Source organism: Kitasatospora sp. NBC_00458, from assembly GCF_036013975.1.
Classification (GTDB): Bacteria; Actinomycetota; Actinomycetes; order Streptomycetales; family Streptomycetaceae; genus Kitasatospora.
On the sequence record NZ_CP107904.1, the window covers coordinates 3,955,817 to 3,971,016 of the forward strand.

Consider the following 15,200-nt stretch of genomic DNA (forward strand, 5'->3'; position numbering starts at 1 on the left):
CGCGGCCGGGGGCAGCTCGCTGTCGGTCGTGGTCTTGCTCACGGATCAGATTCCGATCTGGAAGTCGGCGAACTGGTTCTGCAGGTCACTCACCATCGAGTCCCAGACCCCGGTGACCAGCAGCAGACCGACCACGACGAGCATGCCGCCGCCGATCCGCATGACGAGCGGGTAGTGCCGCTTGATCCAGCCGAAGGCGCCCAGCGCCCGGCGGAAGGCCACCGCGGCCACGATGAACGGTACGCCCAGGCCCATGCAGTAGAAGAACATCAGCAGGGCGCCGCGCTGGGCGTCGGCCTGGTTGAGCGCCAGGTTGGAGACGGCGGCCAGGGTCGGCCCCATGCAGGGCGTCCAGCCCACTCCGAACACCACGCCCAGCATCGGCGCGCCGATCAGCCCTATCACCGGGCGGCGGTGGGAGCGGACCTCGCGCATGCTCAGGCCGGGCACGAGCCCCATGAAGGCCAGCCCCATGACGATCGTCACCGCCCCGAGCACCTTGCTGATGACCGCCTGGTGCTCCTTCAGGGTGTCGCCGAACTGGCCGAACAGCGCCCCGCCCGAGACGAAGACGGCGGTGAAGCCCAGGATGAACAGCGCCGCGCCCGCGAGCATCCGGCCGCGCCGGGCCCCGCGTGCGTCGGCGAGGTCGGCGGCGGAGAAGCCGGTCACGTAGGAGAGGTAGCCGGGGACGAGCGGCAGCACGCAGGGCGAGAAGAACGACACCAGGCCCGCCGCCAGCGCGATCGGCGCCGCCACCAGCAGCGCCCCGCTCTGGATGGTCCCGATGTTGTCCGCCAGCTGCACCGCCGTGCTCACTGCTTCTGCTCCGCCAGCACCGGCTGCAGCATGGTCTCCAGGGCGTCGTCGGTCTGGCCGCCGACGGCGCGGGCGGCGAGCCTGCCGTCCCGGTCGACCACCAGGGTGGTCGGGATGGAGTTGGGGTTGAGGCTGCCCTTGGGGAACTTGAGCAGCTGCTCGCCGGCCGGGTCGTACAGGCTGGGGAAGGTGACGCCCTTCTCCTGCTCGAACCGGATGGCGTTCTTGACCTCGGTGTCCCGGGTGTTGATCCCGAGGAACTGCACGCCCTGGTCCTTGTACTTGTCCCAGATCCGCTGGAGGTCGTCGGCCTCCGAGCGGCACGGGCCGCACCAGGAGCCCCAGACGTTCAGCACGACGACCTTGCCCCGGTAGTCCGAGAGCTTGGCCGGGGTGCCCTCCAGGGTGTTGCCGCCGATGTCCGGGGCGTCCTGGCGGTGTCCGGCGGCGGCCGTGGAGATGTTGGTGCCCTTGGCCGTGACGAAGCCGATCTGGCCGTCACCGCCGGCCGACGAGCCGGAGGAGGAGCAGCCGCTGAGGGCCAGCGCGGCCGCGGCGGCGGAGGCTGCGGCCGCGGCGGCGAGACGGGGACGGGGGCGCGTCATGCCAGACATGTGAAAAGTTTCGCATGGAGTCCCGGGCAGGTTCGGGGGGGTCCGGCATTGTCTGCCGAACCCCCTCTGACCTGCGGTCGGGCCGCGCCGCGCGGCGCGGCCCGGGTGTGACGCAGCTCTTACTTAAACCGTTTTTACGCCGGGTCGGGAACCATAGGGGGTGCTCCGGGCGTCCGGGGTTCCCCTCGGTGTACCCGGATCCGCGCGCCTCCGTACGGACGCACCGGACCGCCCCGGTCCGCCCCCGGTTCCGGCGTCGGCCGGGCCGTGCCCGGGCCGTGCTCAGGCGCCGAAGCTCTTGCCCACCGGCTTGCTCCTGCCGCCCTTGCCGACCAGGTGCGCGGGCAGCAGGTCGCGGGCCGGCTCGCGGTAGCCGACCGACACGATCCGGTCGCCCTCGTAGGTGAAGCTGGTCAGCGAGGCCAGCGAGCACTGCCGGTTGCGCGGGTCGTGCCAGAGCCGGCGGCGCTCCACGAAGGAGCGGACGATCCAGATCGGCAGCTGGTGGCTGACGCAGACCGCCTCGTGCCCGCGCGCGGCGTCCCGGGCCGCGGCCAGCGCGCCCATCATCCGCACCGCCTGCTCCAGGTACGGCTCGCCCCAGGAGGGCTTGAACGGGTTGGTCAGGTACTTCCAGTAGCCCGGGTTGCGCAGCGAACCGTCGCCGACCCCGAAGGTCTTGCCCTCGAAGACGTTCTCCGCCTCGATCAGCCGGCCGTCCTCCGCGACGTCCAGGCCGTGCGACTTGGCGATCGGCTCGGCGGTCTCCTGGGCGCGCTCCAGCGGGGACGCCACCACGTGGGTGATGTCCCGGCCGGCCAGGTCCTCGGCCACCCGGTCGGCCATCTGCCGGCCCAGCTCGGACAGCCGGTAGCCCGGGAGGCGGCCGTACAGCACGCCCTCCGGGTTGTGCACCTCGCCGTGCCGCATCAGGTGGACGACGGTGATCTCTTCGGCACTCACTTCTCAGTACTCCTGGCAGCTTCGTAGGGTCGTCCGGAGCCCGGGGTCCGTCGGACCTCAGGCCGTGGCCGGGGCGGTCGCCCCGGCGGCCGCCCGGGCGGCGGCAGGAAGGGCGGCGGCGATCCGCTCGATCGCGCGCTCGTCGTGGGAGGCCGAGACGAACCAGGACTCGAAGGCGGACGGCGGCAGGTAGACGCCCTCGGCGAGCATCGCGTGGAAGAACGCGGTGAAGCGGAACGCCTCCTGGGTCCTCGCCTCGTCGTAGTTCGTGACGGCGTCCCCAGTGAAGAACACCGAGAACATGTTCCCGGCGGTCTGCAGGCGGTGGGTGACGCCCTCCTTGGTCAGCGCCTCCGACACTAGGCCGGACACCTCGGCGGCGACCCGGTCGACGGTGGCGTACACCTCGTCGGTGCAGCCCCGCAGCTGGGCGAGGCCGGCCGCGGTGGCGACCGGGTTCCCGGAGAGCGTGCCAGCCTGGTAGACCGGGCCGGCCGGGGCCAGGTGGGCCATCACGTCGGCGCGGCCGCCGAAGGCCGCCGCCGGGAAGCCGCCGCCCATGACCTTGCCGAAGGTCAGCAGGTCGGGCGCCCAGCCCTCGTGGGCCGCCTCCAGGCCGTACCAGCCCGCCTTGGAGACGCGGAAGCCGGTCATCACCTCGTCGGAGACGAACAGCGCGCCGTTCTCCCGGCAGAGCCGGGCCAGGCCGGCGTTGAAGCCGGGCAGCGGCGGGACGACGCCCATGTTGCCGGGCGAGGCCTCGGTGATCACGCAGGCGATCTCGCCGGGGTGGGCCCGGAAGGCCTGCTCGACGGCGGCGAGGTCGTTGTAGGGCAGCACGATGGTGTCGCCGGCCTGGGCGCCGGTGACGCCCGGGGTGTCCGGCAGACCGAAGGTGGCCACGCCGGAACCGGCGGCGGCCAGCAGCGCGTCCACGTGACCGTGGTAGCAGCCGGCGAACTTCACGACCTTGGCGCGGCCGGTGAAGCCGCGGGCCAGCCGGATCGCCGACATGGTCGCCTCGGTGCCCGAGGAGACCAGGCGGACCTGCTCGACCGGGGCGACCCGCGCGACGATCTCCTCGGCCAGCTCGACCTCGCCCCGGCCGGGCGTGCCGAAGGAGGTGCCGCGCGTCACCGCCTGCTGGACGGCGTCGATCACGGCGGGGTGCGCGTGGCCGAGGATCATCGGGCCCCACGAGCAGACCAGGTCGACGTACTCACGGCCGTCGGCGTCGGTCAGGTAGGGGCCGGTGCCGGACACCATGAAGCGCGGCGTACCGCCGACGGCGCGGAACGCGCGCACCGGGGAGTTGACGCCGCCGGGGGTGACGACCGAGGCGCGGTCGAAGAGCGACTGGGACTGGGGTGCTTCGTAGGGGTAGCTCACGGGAGACATGGTCTCAAATCGTGTCCTTCACCTCTGCATGTCGGACCTCATCATCTGGAACGATGATCCGGGCGACAGAGTCTGTACGGTTATCCGTACAACGGGTCCCCTGGCTGCTTCGGCTCCCCGGACCAGTCAGACTATGTACCCAGAGTGGATCCGGAGTGCTCCGCACTCGGGATGTACGGACACTCCGGGACGATGCAGGGGTGTGGAGAGGACTGCCGCGTACCTGGACTGGGTACGGCGGCGCATGACGGGTAAGGAGCACGTCCGGAGGGACGCCGGGCGTGCGGGGGTCTGTCGATTCCGGCGAATTCCGGTGAGGATGGTCCGAGTGTCCGAGGCGCAGGACGGCTACGACGAGGCCGCGGGTGGCCCCCGCCGCCCCGCCGAGGCCGCACGCGGGGGTACGGGAGCGGGAACGGGGCGTGGCGGCCGTGGTGGCGAGAGGCGGGGTGAGGGACGCGTGGGGGTGACCTACAAGTACTTCGGGGCACCCGACCGCGCGACCGCCGCCAGAGTCCCGACGGCGCTCGGCCCCGGTGGGCTCGGCCTGGACGCGGGCGAGCTCGGCTCGCTCGGCCGGCTCGGCGACCTGATGGAGACCAGCGGCTCGCCCAACGGCCACCTCTCCACCAAGATCAAGCCGGAGACCATGAGCGCCATGGTCCTCACCGGCATCCAGGGCGTGCCGCTGCACCAGGTCCCGCCGCTGGAACTGGTCGTGCTGCACCCCGACTACGCCGTCGTGCAGCTCCCGCAGAACGTGGTCGAGCCGCTCCGCAAGGCGGACGAGACCGAACTCGGCGCCGCCGCCTTCATCTGGTCCACCGTGCCCGACCGGCGCGGCCCGCGCGACGCCTTCGTGATCTACAGCATGCTCCACGAGTGGCAGGACTTCGCCAACCGCCTGCACGACGCGGGCCACCAGCTGTACTGCCTGGTCTGGCCCTGACCCCCGCGGGCCGGCCCCCTGGAGTCCGGCCCCGCCGCCGCAACGCACCGGTCCGGCCCTGACGCGACGTCGGGGCCGGACCTGTCGGCGGATCAGCCGCCGGAACCGTAGGTGGTGTTGGCGCAGATGTCGTCGTCGGCCGAGCGGGCCTCCTCGGTCACCGAGGTGGGCAGCGGGGCCGGCTCGGCCGGGGTGGCCGGAGCTCCCGAGGTGGCGGCGCCGCCGCCGTTGGCGTCCGCGTAGTCCTTGCCGAGCACCACGCTGATCCCCGCCGCCGAACTGGTGGTGAGGGTGGCCCCGGGGAAGAGCGCGGCGACCTTCTCGGCGTTGGCCTTCTGCCCGGAGCCGTACTCGATCGTGGTGACGGTCTTGTTGGTGGACTTCGCCGTCATGGTGCCGGTGACGGTGAACTTCGCCGCCTTGAGCGCCTCGCTCGCCTTGCCGGCCAGGCCGTTGACGGTCGTGCCGTTGTACACCGCCACCTTGACCGGGGTCGTCACGGCCGCGGTGGTCGGCGGGGCGGTGGTGGTCGGAACCGGCGGCGCGGGGGCGGCCGGGGCCTCCGGCGACGCCGGCGCGTCCGGCTGCTGACCGGTGGCGTCCTTGCCGTCGAGGGTGCGGTCGGCCCGGATGGCCTCCCACAGCCGGTCGGCGTCCGGCTTCACCAGGTCGAGGTTGGCGCCGTGGTAACGCCACGGCGGGGTCACGAACTTGAGGTCGTGCATGTCGATGCCCTTGAGCGAGAGGGCGAGCGACATCAGCTTGTCGACCGAGTTCAGGCCCTCGTCGACGCGGAGCGACTTGGTGGCGGCGTCGGCCAGCGGCAGCAGGGTGGTCGGGTCGAGGCCCTGCTTCTTCACCGTGCTGATCATCGAGCTCATGAAGGCCTGCTGACGCTTCATCCGGCCGATGTCGGACCCGTCGCCGATGCCGTGCCGCAGCCGGACGTAGTCGAGGGCCTTCTGGCCGTCCACCTTCTGCTTGCCGGCCGGCAGGACCTGCGAACCCTTCTTGTTGAGGTTCGGGTTGATGTCGCCCTCGTAGATGGCCTTGGGGAGGCAGACCTCGACGCCGCCGACGGCCTTGGTCATCGAGGAGAAGCCCGAGAAGTCCACGACGATGGTGTGGTCCACCCGGATCCCGGTGAGCTTCTCCACCGTGTTCTGGGTGCAGGCCGGGTTGCCGTCCGGCGAGCCGCCCACCTCGAACGCGGCGTTGAAGAGGACCTCGTCGCCCTTCTGCTCCTTGGTCCACTTCCCGTTGGGCTGCTTGCACGGGGGTATGACGGCCAGGGTGTTGCGGGGGATCGAGACGCCGATCGCGTTCTTGTGGTCGGCGTAGACGTGCAACAGGATCGTGGTGTCCGAGCGGGCGCCCTCGGCGTCGCCGCCGCCGAGGTCCGAGTTCCCGCCGCCGCGGCTGTCGGAGCCGATCAGCAGGATGTTCACCGGCTTGTTGCCGTTGGCGTCCGCGACGGCCTCCGGCGGGCGGTCCTTGCTGACCGCGTCCTGGTCGAAGGTCTTGATGTTCCCGCTGAGCTTGAAGTAGATCGCGCCACCGGTGCCGGCTATGAGCACCAGCGCGCCGACCGCCGTCCAGCCGACGATCTTCTTGACGTTCCGCTCGGGCTTCTTGCCGCGCCCGCCGGACCTGCGGTGCCCGGAGCCCCCGCCCTGACCGCCGTCACCGCTCTGACCGCCGCGGCCGCCGCGGCCCTGCGCCGCCTTCCGGGCCTCGGCCCGTCCACCGGTCCGGGGGGCCGGGATCGAACCCGTGGCGCCGTCCTGGGCGGCCGGGGCCGCCGCGGCGCGGGTGGCGGAACGCGCACCGGCACGGGTGCCGGAAGCGGCACCGGAACCGGTCGGACCGCCGGTGGAACCCGCCGAGCCGGTCGAGCCCTCCGAACGTGGCCGGGCCACGCTGGGCTGACTCCTGTCTCGGCGACCCGACATCCCCGCACCTCTCACGGCTGTGCCATCGAACGAACGGCTGCCAGGAAATGCCCCCCTGGTGCCAGGTGGAGCATACAAGCCGACCGGAAACCGCCTTCGGCCGCGCCGGGCTACGGCCCCGGTCCGGGGCCCGGACCCGCGGGATCCGGCCCCGGGAACGCCTGGCACACGCACGACACAGGGCTTGTCCGACGATTCGCGTCGCCTCAGCGAGCGGCGGGAGTCGTCGGACGAGCTCCGGGGGCCCGGCCTCCGGGGCGACCGGGGCCCAGCGGTGCGGGGTCCGGTCGGCCGGGGTCACCGGGGCGACGGCGCACGCCGTGCGCGCGGCCGCGGCCCGGCATCACCGAATCACCGGATCACCGATCGGTCGTCCCTCCCCCGTCCCCTTCGTCTTTCCCCGGGCGCGCGGGCGGAGCCGGAACCGGCAGGCCCGGTCGCTCGTGGAGAGCGGTCCGGGCCTGCCGTGGAATTCCTTCGGCCGCTGTCCGGCCGAATTCCATGACATCGGTTCACCGGGCGGACGGCGAATGTGTCGGAGCACTGCGAGGTGTCCCGGTTCTTCGGCCGCGAGGTGGGGGGGTCACATGTACCGGCCCGGACCGCCCGGGTTCCATTGGAAGCGGATCCGCACGCCGTGGTCGTCGTTTCCGTTGCGCACCGAGGCGGCGTCGTCCCGACCGCTGCGCCGTCGCCGTTGCCGCCGCCGCGGAGGCCGGTGCGGCTCTCCCGGGCCTTGCCGCCGCTGGTGGCGGGCGCGCCGCCTGCGGCCATGGGTGCGACGGCGCCGACGGCGGCCTTGCCGCGGACCGGCATGCGGTTCCCCTCCCGCCGTTCCGGGCGGGGTTCCCGGAATTCGCCCGCCGCCGTGTCCGCACGGCCGGTGGAGAAGCGGGCGCGCGGAACCGGTTCGGCGAATCGGTGCATTCCTCCGGGTATCCCTCGGCCGCCTCCGGAAAACCCCCGGCAACCGCTTCCCCCCGCCCCGCCCCAGCACTCCGGGGAAGTACCGGGCCGACCGGGCATTCACTTCGGGTTCGACTCGGGAAACCCCTGCGAACCGGTCCGACAACAGCTGCCCGGGCCACCGGGAGAGGGCTTTGACCTTCCGTCAGTCGCCATTGCCCCGCTCGCCGGTCACTTGCTCGGACGCAGGACCACCGCGGTGAGGGCGAAGGCCGCCACGAGCAGCCCGGTGGCCACCGCGAAGGCGAGCCGGAAGCCTCCCGTGAGGGCCTCGGCGGCGGGACGGCCGGCGGCGGTGAGGTCGGCGGCCCGGGAGCTCGCGAGAGTGGAGAGCACGGCCACCCCGAGCGCCGCGCCGACCTGCTGGGTGGTGTTGAAGAGCCCGGAGGCCGTCCCCGCGTCGGCCTCTCCCGCGCCGGACATGCCCAGCGTGGTGAGGCCGGAGAGGACCAGTCCGCCGCCGCCGACGAGCAGCATGGTCGGCAGCAGGTGGACGGCGTAGCCGGCGTCGACGGGCAGCCGGACCAGCAGGCCGAGGGCCGCGACCAGCAGCGCCAGGCCGGCCAGCAGCACGTTGCGCTCGCCGAACCGGGCGTTCAGCCGGGCGGACAGCAGCAGCGAGACGGCGCCGACGGCGACGGCGGCCGGGAGCATCGCGAGTCCGGTGGCGGCGGCGCCGTAGCCGAGCACGTTCTGCAGGTAGAGGGCGACCAGGATCTGGAAGCCGAACAGCCCGGACACGGCCAGCACCTGTACCGCGTTGGCACCGGAGACGGCGCGCGAGCGGAACATCCGCAGCGGCAGCAGCGGGTGGGCGGCGCGGGCCTGGCGGACCAGGAAGCCGGCCAGCAGGGCGGCGGAGAGCGCGCCGAGGCCGAGGGTGCGGCCGGAGGCCCAGCCGTGCTCGGCGGTGCCGACGATGGCGTAGATCCCGAGCATCAGTGCCGCGGTGATCAGGACCGCGCCGAGGGCGTCGGCGCCGCCCCGCAGCCCGGGGCCGCGGTCGGCCGCCAGGACGCGCCAGGCCAGCGCCGCGGCGGCCAGGCCGAGCGGCAGGTTGATCAGGAAGATCCAGTGCCAGTCCAGGGCCTCGGTGAGGACGCCGCCGAGCACCTGTCCGATCGAGGCGCCGGCCGCGCCGACGAAGCTGAACGCCCCGATGGCGCGACCGCGCTCGCCCGGCTCGGGGAAGAGGGTGACGATCATGCCGAGGCTGACCGAGGAGGCCAGTGCGCCGCCGACGCCCTGGAGGAAGCGGGCGGCGATCAGCGTCCCCTGGTCGGTGGCGAGTGCGCAGAGCAGCGAGGCCGCGGTGAAGAGGAGGAGGCCTGCGACGAACACCTTCTTGCGGCCGACCAGGTCCCCGAGCCGGCCGGCGAGCAGCAGCAGCCCGCCGAAGGCGATCAGGTAGGCGTTGACGGTCCAGGTGAGGTCGGCGGAGGTGAAGCCGAGGTCCTGCTGGATGGCCGGCAGGGCGACGGTGACGATCGAGCCGTCCAGGATGATCATCAGCATTCCCGCGCAGAGCACCGCCAGGGCGAGCGCGCGGGATCGGACGGGTGCGGCTGGCGCCTTGTCGGCGGTCTTCCGCGCGGGGGCGTGCGTGGTCATGGCGGGTCTCCCGGTTCGTCGAGTACCGGGAGAGACGCTAGCAGATTGTTTTGTTCGGGACTATCTTTCTCGGGAAGGTCCCCTGGGGGATCGTCTCCTTCGTGGCGTCAGCTCCTGGAACGACGCGCCCGGCGGACCGTGCGGTCGCTCTCGACCGGCTCCGCCAGCGCCCCGCCCACCAGCCGGGTCAGTGCCGAGACGAAGACCGTCCGCTCGTCCCCCGGCAGCGACTCCAGCACCTCCCGGTGCACCCGGTCCGCGATCGCCGTGCCCCGCTCGACGGCCTGCTCGCCCGCCCCGGTGACCGAGATGATCCGGGCCCGGCGGTCCGTGGCGGACGGCCGGCGCTCGGCCAGCCCGGCCTTCTCCAGCTCGTCCACGGTCACCACCATGGTGGTCTTGTCCAGGTCGGCGAGCTCGGCCAGCTGGATCTGGGTGCGCTCGGCCTCCATGGCGTGGAAGAGCACGCAGTACGCGCGCGGCGTGATGCCGAGCTCGGTGAAGGCGGCCGCCATCCTGGTCGCCAGGACGTGGCTGGCGTGGTCCAGCAGGCCGGAGATGTCACGGATCTGGCGCGCGGGCGGGCTCGTCGTCATGGCTCCGAGATTAGCAACGCCGTCCGCTGGCGGATGATCCCGTGCGGGAGCGGTCGCGGACGGTGGCGAGCCGGGCGCGGGCGGTGGCGAGCCGGGCACGGACGGTGGCGGGCGGTGCCGCCGGCCCCGCTACGGGATGCCGAGCTCGAACAGCGCGTACCCGGCGTACCAGCCGGCCGCCACCGCCGGCATCGCGAACAGGCCCGCCACGGTGGCCGGCCGCAGCCGGCGCAGCGCGATCGCGAGGCCGATGAACAGCGGGAAGGCCGGCAGCAGGTAGCGCGAGATGTTGCCGTAGATCTGGTTGCTGCTCAGCGCGGTGAACAGGGTCAGCAGCGTGTAGACCACCAGCACCAGCGGCGGCCGCAGCCGCAGCAGGAGCACCAGCAGGCCCGGCAGGGCGATCAGCAGGGCCACCGCGATCAGGTCCGGCGCGGGGTTGGACTGCCAGAACGTCCAGTGCCCGGTGACCACGTCCAGCGTGGTGCGGGCGGTCGAGGCGCCCCAGTCGAAGTAGCGGTTCCAGGCACCGCGCTGCAGCTTGAAGTAGCCGGTCCAGTCGCCCATCCGGTAGCCGACCCAGGCGACGTACCAGAGCAGGCCCCACGGGGTGATCAGCATCGCGGTCAGCGGGCGGGCCACCCCGTCGGTGCGCCGGACCAGCGCCACCAGTGCGGTGATCGAGACCGCCGCGATCAGCGCCGCGGCGGTCGGCCGGTTGAGGCCCGCCACCAGGGCGAGCGTCCCCGCGGTCAGCCAGCGGTGGGTCATCACGCAGTAGCAGGCCCAGGCGGACAGGGCGACGAAGAGCGAGTCCGAGTAGACCGCCCACTCCACTCCCGAGCCCGGGAAGAGCCCCCAGATCACCGCCGCGATCACACCCGCCCGGAAGCCGCCGAGCCGCTCGGCGATCGCGAAGATCCCGGCCGCCGCGACGAACGAGGCGAGCACCGAGACGACGATGCCCGAACCGTACGGGCCCAGTCCGGTGACCGCCCCGACCAGGCGCATCAGCCAGGGGTAGAGCGGGAAGAACGCGGCCGAGTTCTCGTAGTAGGTGGCCAGCGGGTAGCCGTGCAGCGGGATCAGCTGCGGGTCGTAGCCGTTCTCGGCGATCCGCTGGTACCAGATGCCGTCCCAGGTGCCGAGCACGTCCCACGGCTGGGCGCCGCCGCCCCGCCCGGGGTCCTTCTTCAGGAAGTCCTCGGTGTGCGAGAGCAGCAGGAGGAAGACGGTCAGCCCGGTCGCCTTGACCACCGCGTACGCGCCGAGCGCGGGCGCGAACCGGTCGACCGCGGCGGCGAACCGCCCCTGCCGCGGCTCCGTGGCGGCCGGCCGCTCCGCCGCCTCCGGGGGCGCCGACGGCACTCCCGCGCCACCGCCCGACGACTCGGTGCTCGATGCCGTGCTCATCAGCTCTGGACTCCCCGCCCCACTCGTGACCGGCGCGCCGACCGACACAGCGACGCCGGGCGAGCCTACGACACCGCCCCCTCCCGCCCCACCCCAACCTTCCGTGTCCGTCCCGCCGCCCCCGCGGGGCCGGCCGGCCGGCGGCGCGACGAGGCCGCCGCCGCCCCGGGCAGCGGGGCGGCGACGGCCGGGACGGGGCAGGTCAGCCGTGCAGGTAGACGATGCCGAGCTTGGTGAGCTGCCAGAGCTGGGCGGGGGCGCCGGTGTCGGCGGCGAGCTCGACGAGCGGGTTGCCCCGGGCGTCGAGCCGGCCGGCGGCGGTGGCGACCTTGCCCTGGTCCTGGGAGTCGGCGAGCTTCCAGAGGCCGTTGCCGGCCGGCTTCACGATCCAGTGCTGGTTGCCGCCGCCGTTGCACCGCCACTGCTGGACGCGGGTGCCGGGGGCGGTCGAACCGCCGTCGGCGTCCAGGCACATGTCGCGGTTGCCGCTGAAGTCGAGCTCGTAGCTGCCGCCGGCCTTCGCCTCCAGGACGAAGGACTGGTTGAGGCCGCCGGTGGCCGGATAGGTGATGGCGGCCCGGCCGTTGGTGGCGTCCCCGTACGTGCCGCCGCCGCTGAGGTCCAGCGCCCGGCCGTCGGCCGCGTTGGTGAACTGGTACCAGGCGCCGTCCTCGGGCACGTCGGCGATCGGCCGGCCGGGGGTGAGCGGTTCGATCGAGGTGGCGTTGCGCTGGTCGAGCGTGCAGTAGGCCTGGGGGAGGTCGGTCCGGGCGTAGAACCGGCCGAGGCAGACGCCCTCGCCCCGGTAGCCGGCCACCCGCAGGTGGTACGACTGCCGGACCATGTTCATGCAGAGGCCGGGGATGCCGATCTGCTGGTCGCAGCCGTTGCGGACCCACTCGGAGAGGTTGACGACGTCCCCGTTGGTGTACTCGTACGGGGAGCTGGTCCACTCCGCGCAGACCTCGTGCCCGAAGGCGACCCGCCGCTGGTCGAGGTAGCGGACGCCGGGCACCTGCTCGGCCGCGCCGCGCAGTGCGTCGCTGAAGAGCGGCACCACCCAGTTGTGGCCCCAGGCGAGGTCCTCGGGGAAGGCTGGGCAGCCGTCGGCGACCTTGCCGAGGTAGTCGTTGCGCCGGATGTCCGGGGTGATCGGGTTGAAGTACGACTGGTAGACGAGCTGGTAGGAGTCGTCGGCGTAGCCGGCCCTCCGCATGGTCTGCCGGATGTCCTGCAGCGCGGCGACCACCTTGGGCCGGACGCTCTGGGCCCGCCGGGCGATCTCGGCGCTGCCGATGGTGTCGCGGCAGCCCTGCCCCTGGGGGATCGGGAAGTACTGCGCGAGGCAGTGCATCATGATGCCGCTGAAGTCGAAGTCGTCGTTGGCGCCGATGGTGACGACGACCAGCTTCACGTCGTACCGGGCCGCCACACCGGCGAGCTGGACGTCCTGCTTGGCCTCGCCGAAGTCGCCGCTGCCGGGGCCGGTGATCTTCGCCAGCTCGGGGTCGCTGACCAGGTCGCCGGTCTGGGCGCCGGAGCAGGCGAGGTCGATCGGGGTGACACCGGGGATGTCGGTGACGAAGATCTCCGACTCGGGGTGCCGGTGGCAGTAGTCGGCGGGGCCGTCGGTCCCGGGGAAGTAGCCGTCGCCGGTGTCGGTGCCGGCGCCCTCCCCGGAGATGGCGCTGTCGCCGAGGGCGACGATCGCGGCCGGGCGGGTGGTGGCGGCCGCGGGGGCGGCCGGGCCGGTGTCGGCGAGGGCGGCGGGGGTTCCGGCGAGGCCGAGGGCGGCGACGAGGGCGCCCGTCGCCAGCAGTGCGCCGTAGGGGGAGCGGCGCGCGACCGTCCTGTTCCGCCGCGCACCCGCCCATCGTGACCTGATCACACGCGACTCCTTGCGGGTGGGGGCCGCCCGACCGGGGGGTGCCGGACGGTTCGGAGCGTGGGAGCTTCGGAGCTTCGGAGCGAAGAAAGGTGAGCAGGTCTCATATTCTAGGTACTGACAAGTAACGCAACAAGGCTCGTGACAGCACCGGTGACTGACGCCCGGTCACGACGGTCCCGGCCCGGGCATACCGAGAGCCGCCGCCCCGCACCCCAGGAGGGAAGCGCGGGAACGGCGGCTCGCAGTGGCCGGACGTGACGCAGATCAGCCGTTGTTGACGCAGGTGTTGCCGAACGCGGGGTTCAGCAGACCGATGATGTCGATGGTGTTGCCGCACAGGTTGACCGGGACGTGAACCGGAACCTGCAGCTGGTTGCCGGAGATGACACCGGGGGAACCCGCGGCAACACCCTCCGCACCGGAGCTGGCCATCGCGGAGCCGGCACCGGCCGCCACGATGCCGACCACAGCGGCGCCGACGGCGGCCGTCTTCTTGATGCTCATGAGAGCCTCCTGACTGTTCGACAGAGATGCACGGGGAGTGCGACATCTCCAACGAGACCCGGTCGAGGCGGTTGCGAGGGCACCCTCACTGTCACCCATCCGGACGAACGGACCGGCCCGCCAGGCATTCGGGTGATCAGCACATCCGACCGTTTCCCCCCGGGCGCTGCCTCGTTCTCCCTGGCGGAACACGCTCCGCCCCGCCCCACGCCCGTCACGAAGAAAGCGAGTCCCGCACATGCGCAAGTTCGCCCACGGCGTCCTCGGCACCGCGGCCACCGCCGCCCTGCTGGCCGCCGGAGCCGGCGCCGCCGCCGCCCACCACGCCCACGGCGCGTCCGCCGAGGGCGTCGCGGCCGGCTCCCCCGGCGTGGCCTCGGGCAACCAGCTCCAGGTCCCGGTGCACATCCCGGTCAACCTGTGCGGCAACTCGATCGACGTGGTCGGCCTGCTCAACCCGGCGTTCGGCAACACCTGCGTCAACGCCTGACCCGGGGCGGCACCTCCGCCCGGTCCGCCCCCGCCGGGCGGCACCCCTACTCCGGGAGATCCGACGCCGGTCCAAGCCCGTCCGGATTCCTCCTGGTCGCGCGTCTGCACGAATTCTTCCCGGCCGTGCGGGAATTGTTCGCGGCGCGCGGTGAAGCGGCGGCCGACCATCGCCCGAGCCATGGGCGACACGCGCCATCTGGGCCGCCCGAGTGACAATCACGGTATTCCCAGAAGCCAACGGGCAAGGATTTCACCTCGCCCGGCTCCCGACTATTTCCACTGACGGTCGGGCAGAAAACGGAGGAAGAACCACATGCGTAACCTCAAGAAGGCCGCCGCCCTGTCCCTCGCCACCGCCGGTCTGGTGGTCGGTGCGGCGGGCGGCGCGTTCGCCAGCTCCGGTGCCCAGGGCGTCGCCGCCGGCTCCCCGGGTGTGCTCTCCGGCAACCAGATCCAGATCCCGGTGCACATCCCGGTCAACGTCTGCGGCAACTCCATCGGGATCGTCAGCATCCTGAACCCGGCGTTCGGCAACACCTGCATCAACCACGGCTGACCGGGTGGTCGCCGCACCGGCGACCACCGTGTCACCGCATCCGTGCCGCACCCCGCCACCGGCGGGGTGCGGCCCGCTCCACCCGTGTGTGATCGAGGAGATCAACCCCCATGCAGAACGTGAAGAAGGCCGCCGTCCTCTCCGCCGCCGCCGCCGGCCTGGTGATGGGTGCGGCGGGCGCCGCCTCCGCCAGCTCCGGTGCGGAGGGCGTCGCCGCCGGCTCGCCCGGTGTCGTCTCCGGCAACCAGCTCCAGATCCCGGTGCACGTCCCGGTCAACCTGTGCGGCAACTCCGTCAACGTCATCGGCCTGCTGAACCCGGCGTTCGGCAACACCTGCATCAACGCCGAGGCGGACCACCACCACGTCGAGGACGACTGCTGATCCCGATCGGCACGCGTTCCGGCCGCACTGCCCCCCGGCCCACCGGCCGGGGGGCGGTTCGGCGTACCCGGGCGCGGTCCGGCCGCGCCGGGACCC

The 15,200-nt window shown here is 72.7% G+C and carries 14 protein-coding genes; 4 read left to right on the forward strand and 10 right to left on the reverse strand.

The features are described 5' to 3' along the window. Window positions 1-45: 45 nt before the first annotated feature. The 4 genes from OG550_RS16095 to hemL form a co-directional block, all read right to left on the reverse strand. A complete protein-coding gene (locus OG550_RS16095; protein WP_327678116.1) occupies window positions 46-819 on the reverse strand; it encodes a cytochrome c biogenesis CcdA family protein in 774 nt (257 codons plus the stop codon). After that, window positions 816-1,424 (reverse strand): TlpA family protein disulfide reductase, encoded by a 609-nt coding sequence (locus tag OG550_RS16100; RefSeq protein WP_327678118.1) that lies wholly within the window; start codon window positions 1,422-1,424, stop codon window positions 816-818. The genes OG550_RS16095 and OG550_RS16100 overlap by 4 nt, the downstream gene beginning before the upstream one ends. 291 nt (window positions 1,425-1,715) lie before the next feature. After that, entirely contained in the window at window positions 1,716-2,363 is a 648-nt protein-coding gene (locus tag OG550_RS16105; RefSeq protein ID WP_327683919.1) for a histidine phosphatase family protein, read from the reverse strand. 90 nt (window positions 2,364-2,453) lie between these two features. After that, window positions 2,454-3,794 carry a glutamate-1-semialdehyde 2,1-aminomutase gene (hemL, locus tag OG550_RS16110; protein WP_327678119.1) on the reverse strand — a complete coding sequence of 447 codons (1,341 nt, stop codon included), beginning with the start codon at window positions 3,792-3,794 and terminating at the stop codon, window positions 2,454-2,456. Window positions 3,795-4,260: 466 nt separating this feature from the next. On the opposite strand from hemL, the gene OG550_RS16115 reads away from it, so the two are divergent. Further along, on the forward strand, window positions 4,261-4,743 hold the full coding sequence (locus OG550_RS16115) for a hypothetical protein (RefSeq protein WP_327678121.1): 483 nt from the start codon (window positions 4,261-4,263) through the stop codon (window positions 4,741-4,743). A 92-nt stretch (window positions 4,744-4,835) separates the two neighbouring features. On the opposite strand, the gene OG550_RS16120 is transcribed toward OG550_RS16115, so the two are convergent. From OG550_RS16120 to OG550_RS16145, 6 genes are all read right to left on the reverse strand, one after another. Next, on the reverse strand, window positions 4,836-6,662 hold the full coding sequence (locus tag OG550_RS16120; RefSeq protein WP_327678123.1) for an LCP family protein: 1,827 nt from the start codon (window positions 6,660-6,662) through the stop codon (window positions 4,836-4,838). A gap of 1,170 nt (window positions 6,663-7,832) precedes the next feature. Then, complete coding sequence (locus OG550_RS16125) at window positions 7,833-9,272, reverse strand: MFS transporter (RefSeq protein ID WP_327678125.1); 1,440 nt, start codon at window positions 9,270-9,272, stop codon at window positions 7,833-7,835. 107 nt (window positions 9,273-9,379) lie between these two features. Then, complete coding sequence (locus OG550_RS16130) at window positions 9,380-9,868, reverse strand: MarR family winged helix-turn-helix transcriptional regulator (protein ID WP_327678127.1); 489 nt, start codon at window positions 9,866-9,868, stop codon at window positions 9,380-9,382. Between the two features lie 129 nt (window positions 9,869-9,997). Further along, on the reverse strand, window positions 9,998-11,281 hold the full coding sequence (locus OG550_RS16135; protein ID WP_327678129.1) for a hypothetical protein: 1,284 nt from the start codon (window positions 11,279-11,281) through the stop codon (window positions 9,998-10,000). Between the two features lie 202 nt (window positions 11,282-11,483). Next, window positions 11,484-13,169 carry an RICIN domain-containing protein gene (locus OG550_RS16140; protein ID WP_327678131.1) on the reverse strand — a complete coding sequence of 562 codons (1,686 nt, stop codon included), beginning with the start codon at window positions 13,167-13,169 and terminating at the stop codon, window positions 11,484-11,486. 264 nt (window positions 13,170-13,433) lie between these two features. Beyond that, window positions 13,434-13,673, reverse strand: coding sequence for a chaplin (locus tag OG550_RS16145; RefSeq protein ID WP_327678132.1), 240 nt, complete (start codon window positions 13,671-13,673; stop codon window positions 13,434-13,436). A gap of 238 nt (window positions 13,674-13,911) precedes the next feature. Here OG550_RS16145 and OG550_RS16150 point away from each other — a divergent pair, with 238 nt between their 5' ends. The 3 genes from OG550_RS16150 (at window position 13,912) to OG550_RS16160 (ending at window position 15,104) form a co-directional block, all read left to right on the forward strand. After that, window positions 13,912-14,163, forward strand: coding sequence for a chaplin (locus OG550_RS16150; RefSeq protein ID WP_327678134.1), 252 nt, complete (start codon window positions 13,912-13,914; stop codon window positions 14,161-14,163). 315 nt (window positions 14,164-14,478) lie between these two features. Continuing rightward, window positions 14,479-14,721 (forward strand): chaplin, encoded by a 243-nt coding sequence (locus tag OG550_RS16155; RefSeq protein WP_327678135.1) that lies wholly within the window; start codon window positions 14,479-14,481, stop codon window positions 14,719-14,721. A 110-nt stretch (window positions 14,722-14,831) separates the two neighbouring features. After that, complete coding sequence (locus tag OG550_RS16160) at window positions 14,832-15,104, forward strand: chaplin (protein WP_327678137.1); 273 nt, start codon at window positions 14,832-14,834, stop codon at window positions 15,102-15,104. The last annotated feature ends 96 nt before the right edge of the window (window positions 15,105-15,200 follow it).